This window comes from Candidatus Palauibacter sp., from assembly GCF_965197445.1.
Lineage (GTDB): Bacteria > Gemmatimonadota > Gemmatimonadetes > Palauibacterales > Palauibacteraceae > Palauibacter.
On sequence record NZ_CBDANE010000004.1, the window covers coordinates 136301 to 152446 of the forward strand.

Sequence of the window (16146 nt, forward strand, 5' to 3'; positions counted from 1 at the left end):
GGTCTTGAGTAAATTTACTCAAATACGTATCTGGCGAGCTACACGGCCGGGGTCAGCGGGGCGTGTTCACCAGATGGGCAGCGATCAGCGCGCCGTGCTCGCGACCGTTCTCGATGAAGATCTTGTTGGCGTTGTAGCCGGCGGCGATCACCCCGGCGATGTAGACGCCCGGGATGGTCGTCGCCATGGTGGTCGGGTCGTGCGCGGGGATGCCCGTCTCGGGATCCGTGGGGACGCCCAGGCCGGTGAGCAGGGCGGCGTCCGGCCGCCATCCCGTCATCGCGAGCACCCAGTCGTTCGGGACCTCGGTCTCTTCTCCCGTCCCCTCCCGAAGGATGGTCGCCGTCCCCGGCCCGAGGCGCGCGACGCGGGACCTCCAGTGCATCGGGATCTCCGTGCCCGCGATCCGGTTCTCGATGTCGGGGCGCACCCACGGCTTGACGCCGCGGTCGAGTACGTCGGCGAAGTGCACCATCCGGACGCGGACGCCGTTGCGGTACAGCTCCAGCGCCGCTTCCACGGCGGAGTTCCCGGCGCCGACGACGATCACGTCCTGATCGAAGAACGGATACGGTTCCTTGTAGTAGTGGATGACGCGGTCGTCCGGCTCGCCGTCCTCAAGTCCCAGCCGGTTCGGCTCCCCGAAGCCTCCGGTGGCGATGACCACCGCCCTCGCGGCGATCAGGCTCTCCCGTCCGTCCCAGGTGCGGGTGACGAGCGTGAAAGCGCCTTCCCCCCGCTCGATGCCCGTCACCTCCTCGTACTGGCGGACCTCGAGGCCGTGGTGGGCGACGACATGCCGGTAGTAGGCGAGGGCGTCGCGGCGGGTGGGCTTGGGCTCGGGAATCGTGAAGGGCACGCCCCCGATCTGCAGCCGTTCCGCCGTGGAGAAGAACGTCATGTAGGACGGATAGTGGGTGAGTGACTCGGTGATGCACCCGCGGTCCACGATGGCGTAACTCGACCCGCGCTCCTGCAAGGCGATCGCCACGGCCAGGCCGCAGGGGCCGGCCCCGACGATGGCCACGTCAAGCGGTTCCGAAACCGATTCCGACTCGGCGATGGAGTCCGGGGTCACCCGCACCTCTCCGGAGAATTCGTGAGCGCGGGATGGTAATCACTGAGACGGGTGCGGGGAACCGCAGGGAGCGTCAGCCGCCTTCCGAACCGGCCGCGGACCGTTGCTCCCGCGCCGCGGCCCTGAACAGCAGGGCCGAGCCGACCCACAGCGCGACGAAGAACGCGTTTGAGCCCAGGATCTCGAACACGGACGTCACCGGGGAGTGGTGCTCCCCGGCCATCAGCGCGATCACGGCGACCGACGCCTGCGTGATCGCCGTGGCGAGCAATGTGCGCGCCATTCCCCGTGGCCGGAGACGGGCGACGATGGCGCCGACGATTCCAACGGCGAGCACTCCGGCGTAGATGAGGTCGGCGGAGTCTCCCTCGGCCCCGATGAGGCCGACGGCTCCGATCACCCATACCAGGATGAAGGCCGTCGCGAGTGCGGCGACGATGGCGAATCGGTATGCCGACGTTGCTCTCATTCTCATTCGCTTCTCTCCTCGCCGCCGCGCCGCGTTTCGTGTCGCGGCTGTTTTGGACTTCCGCTGGCGGGACCTCGATGCATGAGACATCCACTCAGTTCTGGAATGTTGCACACGGAAGGCAATCCCGGCGCTGTCGGGAGCGGACGCCGCTTGATCCCTCGGGTCCCGCGGGTGAGTTTCGGGGGAGACTCCCAACGCCCGAAGGAGGCAGGTGATGAGCATGGTCGAGACCGCTTTCGCTCCCACGCCGTCCCCGACGGAGGTCGGCATGGACGCCGCCGCGATCCGGCGCGCGCGCGTCGACTTCGCGGCGGTACACCGGATCATCGTACACGAGAACATGCACGAAGGCACCTGGAACCACTTCAGTTGCAAGGTGCCGGGGAGGCCCGGTCACCTGCTCATCACGCCCGGGCAGATGCACTTCTCCCGCGTAACGGCGAGCAACCTCGTCGAGGTGGGTCCGGATGGGGGTCCGGTGGGCGGAGAGGGACGGCTGAACGTGAGCGCGTGGGCGATCCACGCGCCCATCCAGCGCGCCCGTCCCGACATCATGTGCGCGCTCCACATCCACGCCCCCTACAGTACGGCGCTCGTATCCATCGACGGCTGGAGACTGGACGAGCGGGGGAGTCAGAACGCGGCGGTCTTCTGCGGAAACTGCGCGTACTTCGGTTACGAGGGGATCGTCACCGAGGCGGATGAGGGCGACCGCATGGTCGAGGCCCTCGGCGACAAGCGGGCGCTCTTCCTCGCGAACCACGGCGTGCTCGTCGTCGGCGATACGATCGAGAAGACGATGCTGTGGCTGTACCAGCTCGAGCGCGCCTGCATGAACGAGATGTTGGTCCTCCAGACGGGCCGCAGCCTGCGGCGGATCCCGGTCGAGGCCGCGCAGCAAAACGCCGACATGTCCGTCGAGTCGGGCGGCGAGGCGGGCTACCTGGAGGGCATGAAGGAAGTGCTGGACGCCGAAGGCCAGGACTACGCCACCTGACCCGCCGCGTCCTCCGGGAGGAGGATGCCGGGGCTTGCACAGCGTGGGTAAGTCGTCCATCTTACCCTCATGCGAACCATTATCTCCACAAGGGGGCAGCTCGTACTCCCGGCTGAGCTTCGGCGGCGAGACGGCGTCGTGCCCGGCCAGGAATTCGAGATCAAGCGGCTCGGGCGAGGAGTCTACCGACTCGCGCGCGCCCCGGCGGCGGTGAACGAGGGTCTCGTCGACCACCTTCTGGCCTGTCCCGCGAAGGGCTGGTTCGTACCGGTTCCGTCTGATTCGACCGCCGACCTGCCCGCTCCGGGAATCGAGGAGCCGGCCGATTCGATACCTCGTTGACGCGAACGTCCTTTCCGAGGCGACCAGGACGAGACCTGATCCGCGCGTCGTCACATGGTTGCGGAACCACGAACCGCAGATCGTCGTCAATCCGGTCGTACTCGGAGAAATCTGGTACGGAATAAGATTGGTGGCGCCCGGGAAGGGTCGCGAGGCTCTCGAGTCGTGGTTCGAGGAGGCCGTTCGCAGGATTCAATGCGTCCCGCTGGATGCGAACACGGGGCTCCGCTGGGCGGAACTCCTGGCGCGTCTCCGTTCCCGGGGACGGCCGATGCCCGTCAAGGACAGTTTGATCGCGGCGACCGCCCTCGCCCGCGGGCTGGTTGTGGTCACGCGGAACCGAAAGGACTTCGAGCCCGCGGGAGTCGAGATCCTCGACCCATTCGAAGGTGGCGATTAGCCCCGTCACGACCTGGCCAACTGTCCGAGAACCCGGCTTGCGATGTGTTCGCCGATCGCCAGGCAGGCGGTCGCGGCGGGGGAGGGCGCGTTGAGCACATTCACGACGCCAGGCGCCGAAAGCCTCGGTAGCTCAGCGCTTCCAGCGCGTCCGGCACCCGCCCGGAGAACCGGCCGTAGGCCTCTCGGCCCCAGGCCCACACTGCGTTCGGGCCGAGTTCGACGCGCCCGGTCACGTTGCGCGTGAAGTGAACGCCCAGATGGGGCAGGCGGGGGTCCGGAACTGGGTAGATATGGCCGCGCACGCGGTCGGCCGCGGCTCCGGAGAGGCCCCAGTACTCTCCGCGGAACGGGAGCACGCGCAGGCCGGGTTCATGTCCGAGGATTCGCATCACCCGGTCGACGTGCAGCCCGGCGCAGTTGACGACGGTTCTGGCCGTCACGCCGCCCGGGGGGGCCTCGAGGCGGATCCCGGCGGGCGTGCGATCGGCTTCACGGACCTCGAAGCCGGTGCGGATCTCGTGGCCGGCGCGGGCCAGGTCCGCCGCGAGGGCACGCGCCACGTCGCCGAAGTCGACCGCCCCGGTGGCGGGTACGTGGAGCGCCTCGATGCCGCCCGCGTGCGGTTCGCGCTCCGCGATTCCGTCCGCGCCGATCCGCTCCATGGCCACGCCGTTGGCCGTGCCGCGCCGTTCGAGTTCATCGAGGGCCGGGAGCTGATCGCGCGACGTCGCGACCACGATCTTGCCGGTGCGCGTGGTCGCGATGCCTCGTTCGGCGCAATACCGGAACAGCCGGGCGCTCCCTTCGGTGCAGAGCCGCGCCTTTAGCGACCCGGGCGCGTAGTACGACCGGCGTGGATGACGCCGCTGTTCCGGTCGGTCTGGTGTGCCGCGACCTCCGGTTCCTTCTCGAGCACCGTCAGCGAGAGATCCCCGCGCGTGCGCCGGATCGCGTGCGCCGTGGCGAGCCCGACGATGCCGCCTCCGACGACGGCGATGTCGAGCGGTTTCGTCATCCGCCTCCCGCGCCAGCCCTCGTTCCGACGATGCATTCGGGGGTCTCGCCGCGGACCCAGGCGGCGAGCATCCGCCACTCCGGATCGTCCATCGAGGCCCAGCGCCGGGGGCCGCCGTGGAAGTAGTCCCCGCCCGCGTCGGGAGCGAGGGGATGCGTCAGGAGCCGGCTCATCATCGGCTCGCCCGGCTCCACGTAGCGGCGGGTGATCGCGAAGTTGCCGCGGGATTCCTGCTGGTCCCAGAAATCGCGACCCTCGGGGATGTGGCGGGCGAAGCCGCGGGCGCCGGATTCGTGACAGTGGATGCACTCGACGTCACCCGGGCGCTTGTCGAGGAAGACGCGCTGTACGCAGTCCCGGAAGAAGTCGAAGTCGAGTCGGGGCGGGGCAGGGCGCTCCACCGGATCGGCGGCCGCCACCCAGTCGGCCATCGTCTGCCATTCCGGGTCGGACTTCGATTCGAAGAACTTCCCCCCCACATGAGACGGAGCGCCTCCGGCCGCTACCGTGAGCGCCTTTCTCAGAAGTCGGCTGCCGTCCGGGTCCCCCGGCGTGACGAGCCGCGACACGACCTCGAAGTTCCGGCGGGAATCCTCCTCCGACCAGAACACGTCCTCCTCTGCCGTCTCACGGAGCCGCTGGAGACGCAGCGGCGTACCCTGCTCGGCGTGGCAGGTGACACAGGGCGCGCGTCCGGGTCCCCACCCCCCGCGGTCCGCAAGGAAGATGGGTTCCACGGTCTCGCGGTAGCGCTCGAAGCTCAGGGGTTCCTGGCTCCTGACCTCGCTCGCGCCGGGGGCTGACGCCATCAGCGCGACAGCGAGCGCGAGAGCCGGCCGCCGCGTCGAACTCACGGGAACACCACGGTCCGGTTCCGCTTCGGCGTCTGGCCCACGGGGATGCGGGCGATCTCCTTCATCTCCTTCGTATCGACGACCGACACGTCGTTCGACCCCGCATTCGCCACGTACAGGTAGCGGCTGTCCGGGGTCATCGTGAGCCAGTCGGGAATGTGGCCCACCTCGACGCCGCCGAGGTATTCGAGGTCGGGGAGCGACCACGCATAGACATGCCCGTTGGGCTTGCTCGTCGACCACAGCTGCCGTCCATCCGGCGACACGGCGAGTCCGTGACCCGGCGATCCCTGCAGCGCATCGTTCGTTACGCGAGAGATCGGCAGGCTTGGCATATCCAGTTTCTGCAATACTTTACGTTGTTCGAAGTCAACCACATACACACCATGGTAATTCGAGATCTGGACGAACAGTCGCTTCGTGGACCCGTCCGGATGCGCTTCGAATGCCATGGGACGCACGCCCCCATCTGCGTAGCCACCCGTCGAGCGCCCGCTGAAGTGGAGCGACCAGATCGCCTCGTCGGTGCCCGTGTCGATGATCGTCAGCGTTCGCGCGCCGATCATCCCCGCCGCGACGTGCCGCCCATCGGGCGACATGAACACGTTGTGGACCGTCCCCAGGGTGGGGATCGACTTGACGACTTCGCCCTTATCGAGGTCCACGACATCGACGCAACTGCAATCCTGGATAATCGCGACGTATATCTTCCGGCCGTCGTTGCTGATTGCGACGTTGTGCGGCCGCCCCGAGAGCGGGATGCGCTCCGCGACCTTCATCGCGTCCGTGGGGACGATCTCCAGCGTGCGGTGGATCTCGTTGCTGAAGTAGAGCGTGCTCCCGTCCGGCGCCGCCGCGACGCCGTGCGCCTTGGGGATCCCCTCGATCACCTGCACGACCTGGTTCGTTACCGGGTCGATGATATGGACGTTGTCTCCAGCCGAGTTCGTCTGGACGATCCGCACCGTGCCCGACTGCGCCGCGGCGGCGGAACTCGCGAGGGCCAGCTCCGCCACGGCGAACAGGCCCACCCGAAACCGTCTGGCGGCGATGCTCGAGCTTGTTCTGCGCCGGTGTCTCACGCGATCACCTCTCCGCCATGCGTTCCCGCCTTCGCCGCGCGCTTGCGCAGCCCGGTCGATTCACTACTGATCGTTCTGGTAGCATACAGAATGCACCCGTCCGAAACCATCGCATGGGTGACTTCTGCTTTAGTGCGGCAGGCTCCCGGCGACGGGCACATCTGCGTGGGCGCCACGCCGAATACAACAGCCGAACAAAGGTCGGCAGGGTCGCTCTCCACCAGCTCCCGCCGCTCTCACCGGGGGTCAGAGCAAGCTGGCGGGCATGGTCTCCCGCGCCATATAGTTGCAGTCCAGCTTCCCGGATGGCCCGCAGCGGCGGGGCCGCCCGAAACCGAGCTCCCCTCGTAGCGTCATGAACAAGTCGGGCTGACTGTCACGAGGCGGCGGTTATTGGGAAGGTTCGTTCTACGAAGGGGGTCGTGAAATGGAGACGGACTGGGACGCAATCCTCCTCGACCCGATCCGCGCTTTTTTTGGCCAACTGGGTAGCTTCTTGCCCAACTTGTTGGCCGTATTGGCGATTGCGGTCGGTGGCTGGATCGTCGCCAAGGTGATCCAGGCGGTGCTCGTTCGGTTTCTCAAGGCGGTCAAGGCAGACAGTCTGGCGGAGAGAATTCAGCTCGCGGAGATGTTGGCCAGAGGAGGCATCCAGCGCACCTTCTCCCAGCTGGTAGGAGTCATTTCGTATTGGCTCGTCATGCTCGTGGTGCTGGTGGCGGCCCTCAACGCCCTCCAGCTCACTGCCACCGCCGAACTGCTGCAACGGTTCGTTGGCTTCCTGCCCGCCGTTGTGACGGCGATCCTCATCTTGATTCTGGGGATCCTGGCGGCCGCCTTTCTGGCAGCGACGGTCCGCGCCGTAGCCAGCAACGCCGGCATCGCTCAGGCCCAGGTTCTGGGGCAGTTCGTGCAGTCCATCGTCATCATCTTCGCCGTGGTGGTGGCCCTGCAGCAGCTCGGGGTCCAGTTCGTGGGCGACGCCTTCCTGATCATCCTCGGAGCCATCAGCTTCGGGTGCGCCCTGGCCTTCGGGCTGGGCTGCAAGGATCTGGCGGGCCGCTGGGTGAGTGGCCTGGTCGATCGCTTCTCGCCCCGGGGCTAAACCGGGGAGAGTGCTGTCCGGGCTGGCTTCGGTCAGGAGAGGGGCCGCTCATAGACCGAGAATTCTGGTGACCCCAAGGAAGTCGGCGAGGTCCACGAGCGTATCGCCGAGTGCGGTTCTGAAGGTCGGCGTCGGGGCGAACCCCGGCTCGAAGTGCAGGGAGCGGATCTCGAGCACGCCCCGGTCCCGGTGCAGCTTCGGGTCGAGCCGGCCCACGAGTCGGCCGTCGTGGAGGATGGGCAGGACGTAATAGCCGTACTTCCGCTTCGCTGCGGGGACGTAGATCTCGACGGTGTAGTGGAAGTCGAGGAGTTCCGCCGCGCGCTTCCGCTGCCAGAGCAGGGAATCGAAGGGACAGATCAGCGTGGTTCCGGTCGGTTCGGGCAGCTCGTCGATCGTCTCGAGGTGCTCGGGCAGGGCGTAGCAGGGACCGCGGAGACCCTCCACTTCGACCTCGACGATCCGCTTCTTCCGCAGGTTGCGGGCGATGACCCTCCGCCGCTCGGCCGCGTTGAGTTCGGGTCCCGTAAAGTAGTTGACGAGGTGCCTTTCCGGGGCGATGCCGCAGCCGGAGAGCGCGATGATGAGCCAACTGTCGTGGTACTCGGTGAGCGACGCGGCGGGCCCCTCGGGGTACACGCGCTCCGCCACGTCGTACACGCATCGGAAGTGGCGTCGGCCGCTCACGGCGACCCGGCCGTCGTGCCACAGGAGCTTGAGCGAACGCTTGTCCTCGTGCAGGCGCCACGCGAGCGACTCCGTCTTCTCGCCCCGTTCCGCTGGCCGCGGGGCGAAGTCGACGCTTTCCAGCGGGCCCTCGGCACGCAGCCGGCGCAGCACTCGCCGCTTCGACGCGGTCGAGGTCGCGTAGCGGCTCCACCATTTCCGGCCCGACCAGCTGGGGGGCGGGAACCGGCGCATGCGCCGGCGGCCCAGCGGCAGATGGGAGATGGGGAGGATCGAGGCTTCGTGTCCCCAGTACTCGTAGGCCACGCGCTCCCCGTACACCCAGCCGTCCACGCGCGTACGGTCGTACGGCCCGAAACGGCTCCACAGGGTCACATAGTGGGCGCGGTCCACGACGTTCACGCTATCGAGCTGCAGCGCCCCCGTCCGCTCGAGGTGGTCGACGAAGGCGCCATGGTCGAGGGGGGTGGACCCCCGGGGCCGGTCGAGACCCTGGCGATGCAGCCAGAGCCTGACCACGGCTTCCCGCGTGAAATTCGGCGGCCCGCGGCGCGCCGCCGTCACGCGCGCCCCCGGCCCCGGGCCGGCTCGGGTTCCGCGAGGCGGAGCTCGCCGAGCGGAACGTAGTACCTCGCGTAGCGGCGCCCGTCGGACCAGCGCTCGCCCCGTGCGTCCTCGACCAGCACCGTGGCGCGCTTCGTGATCCGGTTGACGCGGCCGGTCAGGCGCCGACCCCGGAATCCGAACGTCACGCGGGAGCCGACCCCGACCCCGACACGGGCCGCGCGCTCGGAACGGGTGATGAGTTGGTGCCTATGGGCCCGGTGCAGGAACAGACGTTGCGCAATCCCCTGGAAGCGCGAACGGCCGCAATGGCTCTCGTCCCAGCCCAGCCACTCGGCCAGATGCACGAGTTCGTGCTCGAAGATTCGCTGCAACGCCTCCAGCCGGTTCGCGCACGCCCGCCCGCACACCGTGACCTCGGGATCATCTCCCCCGAATCCGTCGAACAGGATCGACGTCGCGACCGCGATCTCGAAGCGCCGAGCACCACCGGAGCGCTCGAAGCGCGTCGTCTTGCCGCCCGCGCGCGTCATCCGGCCGGAAAGGCGGAAGGTGAGGCGGTCCGGGCCGAGGATCCCTCCGCAGAGGCCGTTCAGGAAGCGGTCGTCGTAGGCTGCGAACAGAAACGCGAGGTCGTCTCCGTGGATCCGCGTGAAGTTCGGCTCGCGGACGTGCGGGGATCGGGTCAGAAGGTCCCCGCCGATGCCACGCGTCCAGCCGTCGATGCTGACGGCCCCCGGATCCCGGGTGAGCAGGATCCGGGCAAGCCTCTGCGCCAGGAGGTCGGCGCCGGCGACCGGCCTCCCGCGCGGGTCAGCGGCCCCCATCCGCGGCGGTGACCGCATCCGAGTCCAGGTGCTTCCGGAACCAGGCCAGGATCCGCTCGGAGACATCCATGACGAACTTCGGCTCGCGCGGCCCGTGCGGTGTGCGCGGATACACGACCATCTCCGTGGGCACGCCGCGCCGGTCGAGGGCGCGGTAGAATTCCTGCCCCTGCGTGAACGGGACGCGCAGGTCCTCCGCTCCGTGAATCACCTGCGTCGGCGTCACCACGTTCGCGATGTGGTACATCGCCGAGTGCCGCTCGTAGCGCTCGTAGTCGTCCCAGAACTCCACTCCCATGTGGCCGACGAGGTAGTCCTGGATGTCCGTCGTCGTCGTCATGGAGATGAGGTTGGGGAGTCCGGCCCCCATGCTCGCGGCCACGAAGCGGTCCGTCTGGGTGACGGCCCACGAGGTCATGTATCCGCCGTAGCTCCAGCCCATGAGCAGGAGACGGTCCGGGTCCGCCACGCCCATCTCGATCACATGGTCGACGCCCGACATCAGATCCCGGAAGTCGCCGTATCCCCAGTCCTGGAAGTTGGCGTAGCGGAAATCCTTGCCGTAGCCGGTGGACCCGCGCGGGTTCGGGCGCAGGATCGCGAACCCCTCCTGGGCGAAGTACTGCAGCATGTACGCGGCGGGGGCCCCGGTGAAACTCTGGCTGAACACGCCGCCGGGACCGCCATGCACGTTCAGGATGAGCGGCACGCGTTCCCCCTCCTCATAGCCCACCGGGTAGGTGAGGAGCCCCTCGATCTGGAACCCTTCCGTCGATGTCCAGGAGACGAGGCTTGTGCGGCCCATCTGCGGCATCGGCACGTCCGCGTGCAAGTCACTGACCCGGCTGGGTGCGTACCCGTTGGTGGGCGAGACGAACACATCCCACGGCTCTTCGGGCGTCTGGTAGGTGAAGGCCATGCCGCTCGCGTCGTCCGTGAGCGAGACTGAACCGACCACGCCGTCTCCGTACGAGATGAACCGGGTCTCGCCTCCATCCACCGGGACGGCCAGGACGTGCCGCCGGGTCCCGAGCGACTCAAGCAGGAGCAGTTCGGAGGAATCGCCCGACCAGCCCAGGACGGACGCGCTCCGGTTGGGCGTCTCGAGGCGCCTGGCCTCGCCCCCTGCGGCGGGCATGACGTAGATGTCGGCCAGCCCGATCGGCTCCGGCTGGTTCCCTGTCGAGACGTACGCGATCCGCTCCCCGTCCGGCGACCAGTGGGGGCTGCGCTCGATCCCCGCCCCGATCACGAGCGGCGCGACCTCCCCGACCGCCGCGGGGTCGTCCTCCTCCTCCTCGGCATCCCCGGCGTCGTCGCGGGCGGCGAGGATTTCGGCGATCTCCGCCGCGTCCGGCACCGAGGTCGTCGAGACGTCGCCGCTGAGTCGGCCCGTGTTGATGCGGGGGTCCGCCTGGTGCGAGAAGGCGATCTTCTCTCCGTCCGGCGCCCAGCTGAACCCCGTGATATGGAAGTCGCCGGCTGTGAGCCGCACCGGCGCGGCGGGCCCGTCGGATTCGGGGTCGATCGCGGCCACGTACAGGTGCGAGAACTTGTAGTTCCGGTCCACGAGGATGACGTCCCGCTTCTCCTCCGTAGCTTTCTTCTCCTCCGCGGTCGCGGGATCCCGCATGAGGAAGGCGATCCGCGTTCCGTCCGGCGACCAGCGGTACGTCCCCACCGAGCCCTCCGCCTCCGTGAGTTGGCGGGCCTCGCCTCCCGCCAGCGGCAGCGCCCATACCTGGCCCCCGTTCTCCCCCTCGCCGTCGCGGCTTGTAGTGAAGCTGAGCCAGGCCCCGTCGGGCGAGAACTGCGGCGACCCCGCCGAGGCATCGCCCCGTGTCCACTGCGTGGGGCGTGACCCGTCGGCGTCCGTCATCCAGATGTGACTCAGATACTCCGACTGCGGTCCTTCCATAAGCGGCTCGCGCACCACGAAGGCGACGCGCGACCCGTCGGGCGAGATCGCGGTCCCCGACACCGCGCGGTAGCGCATACTCAGTTCCGGAGACCACCCCGCGTCCTCCTGGGCAGTGGCCCCCTGCGGTGGGACGGCCATCAGCGCGAGGAGCGCCGCCACACCGAGGGTGCGACCGAGAGAGCGGAGGGAGCAGCCGAGAGAGCAACGGGTCAGGCGGAGCGGGGTGTCCGAAGTTGTGAACATCCTCGTAACCATCGGGGAGCCTCCTGCGAGTGACGTGGCCGGTCCCGGCATGATGTCCCCCGCACCCGATCCGATTCAAGAGGCGGGTGACCCTCGAGGGGCCATCCGGGTATGTTGGGGCCGGCGATCGGGACCGGCGAAAACAGTTCAAGGCGAAGGATTTCGGATGCGACGGACCATGGCGGCGTTCTGCGCGCTGCTCATCCTGCCGGCCGGCGGTCTGGCGGCGCAAGAACAGGAAGAGAGCAGCGAGCAGCGGGAAGCGGCGGAAGCGGCCGAACTCGCGCGCCGCGACTCGCTGCGGCGGATCTTCGATCCGGCGAGCGCCTTCGCGCCGCTCGATCTCCCCGAGCCCGGACCGTTCCGCGACGCCGCCGGCGCACCGGGCGCCGAATACTGGCAGCAGCGCGCCGATTATCAGATCAAGGCGACCCTCGCCGGCGACCGGATCGAGGGCACCGAGCGCATCATCTACACGAACAACAGTCCCGATTCCCTCACGAGCCTCTGGGTTCAGCTCGACCAGAACCTCTTCCGCGAGAACAGCTACGGAGCGCAGAGGGCGGCCGAACTCGACGGAGATGTCCGCCACGGCGGGTTCTTCAGGGACGGCGGCTTCGTCATCTCGGGCGTGCGGATCGACTTCGAGGGCGAGATGACCGTCCCGGAGTACCGGACCGAGGACACGATGATGGAGATCCTCCTCGACCAGCCGCTGCGTCCGGGCGGAGGCCGGGCCTCGGTCGACATCGATTTCTCGTTCGAGATCCCCGAGAGCGGCGGCGACCGCATGGGGCAGCTCGATATCGGCGGCGGGATCATCTACCAGCTCGCGCAGTGGTATCCCCGCGTTTTCACGTACGACGACGTGAACGGCTGGAACCAGTCCCCCTTCCTGGGGCAGGGCGAGTGGTATCTGGAGTACGGCGACTTCGACGTGGAGCTGACGGTCCCGCGCGACTTCGTCGTCGTCGCCACCGGGGAACTGCTGAATCCCGAGGATGTCCTCACCCGCACGCAACTGGACCGGCTGGCGGAGGCGCGGGCCTCGGAGGAGGCCGTACACATCATCGAGCCGGAGGAGGCGGGCGACGACGAGACGCGGCCACCCGGCGAGACCCCGCTCACGTGGCGCTTCCGGGCCGAGAACGTGCGCGACTTCGCGTGGGCCGCGTCGGACCGCTTCGTATGGGACGCGGCGGGCTGGGAGGATGTCCTCATCATGTCCGTCTATCCCGAGGAGAGCATCGGCGGGCGCGGCGTCAGCGGCTGGGAGCGTTCGACGGAGTATCTCCGCCACAGCGTCGAGTACTATTCGGAAGAATGGTTCCGCTATCCGTACCCCGTGGCGATCAACGTCGCCGGGCTCGCGCTGGGGATGGAATATCCCATGGTCATCTTCTGCTCATGGCGGTCCCGCGGCGCCTTCCTCTTCTCCGTCACCGACCACGAGATCGGGCACACCTGGTTCCCCATGCTCGTCGGCTCCGACGAGCGGCGATTCGCGTGGATGGACGAAGGGTTCAACACCTTCATCAACTACTACTCGGGCATCGAGTTCGCGGGGGGAGAGCCGATCCTGGGCGAGTTCATGTCGCCGGGCCAGATCGCGCTGGACAGCCGGGAGCCGGGCCAGGCGATCTACACGCCGGCCGACAGCATCTCCGAGGATGACATCGGGGTCCTGGCCTACAACAAGCCCGCCGCGGTTCTCGTTCTGCTGCGCGAGGAAGTGCTGGGGCCCGACGTGTTCGACGAGGGGTTCCGGGAGTACATCCGGCGCTGGGCGTGGAAACACCCGCAGCCGGCCGATTTCATCCGCACGATGGAGGACGTGTCGGGGGAGGACCTCGACTGGTTCTTCAGGGGCTGGATCTACGAGGACGCGCTCCTCGACCAGGCGATCGCCTCCGTGGAGAGGCTGGGGGACACGACCACGGTGAAGATCGAGAACCGTGGCGGGATCCCGATGCCGCTCGAGGTGCGGATCCTGTATCGGGACGGAGGGGAAGAGCGGCACGAGGTCCCGGTCGAGGCGTGGGAGGTGGACGGCACCTACGTGCTCCAGGTGGTGGACGGGTTCGTGCGCAACGTGCAGCTCGATCCGGACGGGGTCCTGCCCGACGTGAACCGCGGAAACAACGTGTGGGGCCGGGGAATCGTCGGCCGGCGTCCTCCCGGGTCGTGAAACCGCGGCGTCACGCTGCCCGTTCGGACTTCCCATGGAGCTGATCATCCCCCTGTTCGCCATCTTCTTCGTCATCGGCGTGCCTGTCCTTACCCTGGCGACGCGCTTCGCGTTGCGCCCGCTCGTGCGCGATGTGACACAGGCGCTCGGGCCCCGGCGGGAGGATCGAGACACGATCGCCCGCCTGGCGGACCGGATCTCCCAGCTCGAGGACGAAGCCCGCGCGAGGGACGCGCTGGTGGACCGACTCGCCGACGCGGAGCTGTTTCGGCGACAACTCGAAGAGCGCACCTGATGTCCATCATAGAGATAGAAGGGCTGTCCAAGCGCTATGCGGCCCTGCGCGGCGAAGGCACGCTCGCCGTCGACCGGCTTTCCGTCCAGGTGGAGGCCGGCCAGGTCTACGGCTTCCTGGGTCCGAACGGGAGCGGCAAGACGACGACGATCGGGATGCTGCTCGGAATCATTACTCCGACCGGCGGCTCCTTCCGACTGTTCGGCGGCTCGTCTCCCGCGGAACTCCACGCCGCGCGCCAGCGCATCGGGGCCACGCTCGAGTATCCAAACTTCTACCCGTACCTCAGCTGCCGGGACAACCTCAAGCTCGTCTCGAGGGTGAAGGGGAGGGATGAGACGGACGTCGCGGAAGCACTCGAAGTGGTGGGGCTCGCCGCGCGCCAGAAGACGAAATTCAAGGCGTGCTCGTTGGGGATGAAGCAGCGGCTCGCGCTCGCGGCGACGATGATCGGCGACCCGGAGCTCATCATCCTCGACGAGCCGGCCAACGGTCTCGATCCGGCGGGGCAGCGGGAAATCCGCGGCATCATCCGCGAACTCGCCCGGCGCGGGAAGACGATCTTCCTCTCGAGTCACGTGCTCCACGAGGTGGAGCGCACCTGTACGCACGTCGCGATCATCGAGAGCGGCCGGCTCGTACGCGAGGGGAGCGTGAGCGAGATCACCTCCGCCCGGACGGTGGCCGCGGTGGGCGCCGACATGGATCTGGAGGCGCTGCGGCTCGCGGTGGCGGAGTTCGAGGGCGCGAGCAACGCCCGGGCCGAGGATGGGCGAGTACTGGTGCACCTCGCGGTGGGAGGGCTCTCGGAGCTGAACCGCTTCCTCGCCGAGCGAGGGATCTACGCTTCGCACCTGTCCCTGGAACGGCAGTCGCTGGAGGACGCGTTCATGGAGATCACCGGCGGGGCGAACGGGTTCGGAGAAGTGCAATGAACGGCGGACGCGTGTTCGGCGTGTTGCTGCGCAACGAGTGGTTCAAGGCGAGGAAGCGGATCGCCTTCTGGATGGCACTCGGCTTCTTCACGTTCGGCACCGTCGGGACCCACGCGTACCCGTTCTTCCAACGGAGCGAGGGGTTCAATCTCCCGGGTGCCTGGGGGAGCGTGTTCGGGGGTGATTCGGGCACCCTCCTGATCTTTTCCGCGCTCACGCTGCTGCTGATTGCGACGACGGAGTTCACATGGAGGACGGCCCGTCAGAACGTGATCGACGGCCTGTCGAAATCCCAGTGGTTTTGGGGCAAGTCGCTGTTGCTGCCCATCCTCGGGTTCGCCTTCATAGGTGTACAGATCTCGATCCCCGCCGTGCTCGCGCTGATTCGAACGGACTTCGGGGCTGTCGACGGACCGCTGGTCCCGGCGTCGGTCTTCGCCGCGACCGGCGGCCTCGTGCTCGCCTTCCTGAGCGTGGCAGCTCTCGCCTTCTTCCTGTCGCTGGCGATCCGCAAGACCGGTGCGGCGCTGGGGGTGTGGGTCCTCTGGGTCGGCCCGGTCGAGTTCGGCACGATTAGCCCGCTCGTCGGCCGCTACCTGCCCGACTATGCCGATTGGCTCGACTACATGCCGTGGAGGAACGCGCTCCAGTTGCTGGACTTCCGGAGCTACGACGCTCCGACGTTCGAGCGGTTCGTCGCCGCCGCGGAGGCGGCCGGACGGTCGGCACCATCGGCCTTCGACCCCACGTGGCACCTGGTCGCGGCCGCGGCCTGGACCGCGATCTTCATCGGCACGGCCTTCATCTGGTTCCGCCGCCGCGACCTGTAGTCCGGACGTGTCTTGCGCTCCGGCGATTTCGGTCTAGCGTGGACCGTGGAGGTGCCATGAAGCTCAAGCCTGTCTACAAGTGGAAGCGCTACCGGGGCCTGACACGGCGCGGGATGTTCGTCTTCCACGGGCTCAACCTCGGCGCCGTCATGTTCGCGGTGTGGTTTTGGGTGCGGTCGATCGACGAGACCGGATTCCTGCTGTTCCTTCTCGCCGGGGTCGTGACCGCCTGGGCGTTCCTCTTCTGCGCGCTCGAGCTGGTTCTGTTTCTCTTCCCCGGCCTGCGGGACCCGGCGCGCGAGACGTGAG

16 protein-coding genes and 1 pseudogene are annotated in these 16146 nt (G+C 67.9%); 9 read left to right on the top strand and 8 right to left on the bottom strand.

The genetic code is table 11. The features are described from left to right. Window positions 1-52: 52 nt before the first annotated feature. Together ACN9M6_RS04385 and ACN9M6_RS04390 are read right to left on the bottom strand one after the other, a co-directional pair. On the bottom strand, window positions 53-1078 hold the full coding sequence (locus ACN9M6_RS04385; protein ID WP_419161706.1) for a YpdA family putative bacillithiol disulfide reductase: 1026 nt from the start codon (window positions 1076-1078) through the stop codon (window positions 53-55). 73 nt (window positions 1079-1151) lie between these two features. Continuing rightward, a complete protein-coding gene (locus ACN9M6_RS04390; protein WP_419161707.1) occupies window positions 1152-1553 on the bottom strand; it encodes a hypothetical protein in 402 nt (133 codons plus the stop codon). A 211-nt stretch (window positions 1554-1764) separates the two neighbouring features. Here ACN9M6_RS04390 and ACN9M6_RS04395 point away from each other — a divergent pair, with 211 nt between their 5' ends. The 3 genes from ACN9M6_RS04395 to ACN9M6_RS04405 all read left to right on the top strand — a co-directional run bounded on the left by ACN9M6_RS04395 (window position 1765) and on the right by ACN9M6_RS04405 (window position 3289). Next, window positions 1765-2547, top strand: coding sequence for a class II aldolase/adducin family protein (locus ACN9M6_RS04395; protein ID WP_419161708.1), 783 nt, complete (start codon window positions 1765-1767; stop codon window positions 2545-2547). A 138-nt stretch (window positions 2548-2685) separates the two neighbouring features. Beyond that, the gene (locus ACN9M6_RS04400; RefSeq protein ID WP_419161709.1) at window positions 2686-2889 is read left to right on the top strand and encodes a hypothetical protein; all 204 of its coding nucleotides are present in this window, start codon (window positions 2686-2688) and stop codon (window positions 2887-2889) included. Then, window positions 2873-3289 carry a type II toxin-antitoxin system VapC family toxin gene (locus ACN9M6_RS04405; protein WP_419162250.1) on the top strand — a complete coding sequence of 139 codons (417 nt, stop codon included), beginning with the start codon at window positions 2873-2875 and terminating at the stop codon, window positions 3287-3289. The genes ACN9M6_RS04400 and ACN9M6_RS04405 overlap by 17 nt, the downstream gene beginning before the upstream one ends. A 100-nt stretch (window positions 3290-3389) precedes the next feature. Here the strand turns inward: ACN9M6_RS04405 and lhgO are convergent. From lhgO to ACN9M6_RS04420, 3 genes and pseudogenes are all read right to left on the bottom strand, one after another. Beyond that, a pseudogene (gene lhgO / locus ACN9M6_RS04410) lies at window positions 3390-4342 on the bottom strand (L-2-hydroxyglutarate oxidase). Continuing rightward, the gene (locus ACN9M6_RS04415; RefSeq protein WP_419161710.1) at window positions 4303-5160 is read right to left on the bottom strand and encodes a hypothetical protein; all 858 of its coding nucleotides are present in this window, start codon (window positions 5158-5160) and stop codon (window positions 4303-4305) included. The pseudogene lhgO and the gene ACN9M6_RS04415 overlap by 40 nt, the downstream one beginning before the upstream one ends. Beyond that, window positions 5157-6242, bottom strand: a complete 1086-nt coding sequence (locus ACN9M6_RS04420) for a hypothetical protein (protein WP_419161711.1) — start codon at window positions 6240-6242, stop codon at window positions 5157-5159. Before ACN9M6_RS04420 ends, ACN9M6_RS04415 begins: the two co-directional genes overlap by 4 nt. 427 nt (window positions 6243-6669) lie before the next feature. On the opposite strand from ACN9M6_RS04420, the gene ACN9M6_RS04425 reads away from it, so the two are divergent. Further along, window positions 6670-7347: a mechanosensitive ion channel family protein gene (locus ACN9M6_RS04425; protein ID WP_419161712.1), complete on the top strand. Its 678-nt coding sequence runs from the start codon at window positions 6670-6672 to the stop codon at window positions 7345-7347. A gap of 48 nt (window positions 7348-7395) precedes the next feature. Here ACN9M6_RS04425 and ACN9M6_RS04430 read toward each other — a convergent pair whose 3' ends face one another. From ACN9M6_RS04430 to ACN9M6_RS04440, 3 genes are read right to left on the bottom strand one after another with little or no spacing between them, the layout of a single operon-like run. Continuing rightward, window positions 7396-8598: a winged helix-turn-helix domain-containing protein gene (locus tag ACN9M6_RS04430; protein ID WP_419161713.1), complete on the bottom strand. Its 1203-nt coding sequence runs from the start codon at window positions 8596-8598 to the stop codon at window positions 7396-7398. Beyond that, entirely contained in the window at window positions 8595-9425 is an 831-nt protein-coding gene (locus tag ACN9M6_RS04435; RefSeq protein ID WP_419161714.1) for a hypothetical protein, read from the bottom strand. The genes ACN9M6_RS04430 and ACN9M6_RS04435 overlap by 4 nt, the downstream gene beginning before the upstream one ends. Continuing rightward, on the bottom strand, window positions 9412-11601 hold the full coding sequence (locus ACN9M6_RS04440; RefSeq protein ID WP_419161715.1) for a prolyl oligopeptidase family serine peptidase: 2190 nt from the start codon (window positions 11599-11601) through the stop codon (window positions 9412-9414). The genes ACN9M6_RS04435 and ACN9M6_RS04440 overlap by 14 nt, the downstream gene beginning before the upstream one ends. A gap of 154 nt (window positions 11602-11755) precedes the next feature. Between ACN9M6_RS04440 and ACN9M6_RS04445 the strand changes: the two genes are divergently transcribed. From ACN9M6_RS04445 to ACN9M6_RS04465, 5 genes are read left to right on the top strand one after another with little or no spacing between them, the layout of a single operon-like run. Next, entirely contained in the window at window positions 11756-13777 is a 2022-nt protein-coding gene (locus tag ACN9M6_RS04445; RefSeq protein WP_419161716.1) for a M1 family metallopeptidase, read from the top strand. A 34-nt stretch (window positions 13778-13811) separates the two neighbouring features. Then, window positions 13812-14072 carry a hypothetical protein gene (locus ACN9M6_RS04450; RefSeq protein ID WP_419161717.1) on the top strand — a complete coding sequence of 87 codons (261 nt, stop codon included), beginning with the start codon at window positions 13812-13814 and terminating at the stop codon, window positions 14070-14072. Continuing rightward, entirely contained in the window at window positions 14072-15007 is a 936-nt protein-coding gene (locus ACN9M6_RS04455) for an ABC transporter ATP-binding protein (RefSeq protein ID WP_419161718.1), read from the top strand. Before ACN9M6_RS04450 ends, ACN9M6_RS04455 begins: the two co-directional genes overlap by 1 nt. After that, window positions 15004-15837 (top strand): hypothetical protein, encoded by an 834-nt coding sequence (locus ACN9M6_RS04460; protein ID WP_419161719.1) that lies wholly within the window; start codon window positions 15004-15006, stop codon window positions 15835-15837. Before ACN9M6_RS04455 ends, ACN9M6_RS04460 begins: the two co-directional genes overlap by 4 nt. A gap of 56 nt (window positions 15838-15893) precedes the next feature. After that, entirely contained in the window at window positions 15894-16145 is a 252-nt protein-coding gene (locus ACN9M6_RS04465) for a hypothetical protein (RefSeq protein ID WP_419161720.1), read from the top strand. Window position 16146 lies beyond the last annotated feature (1 nt).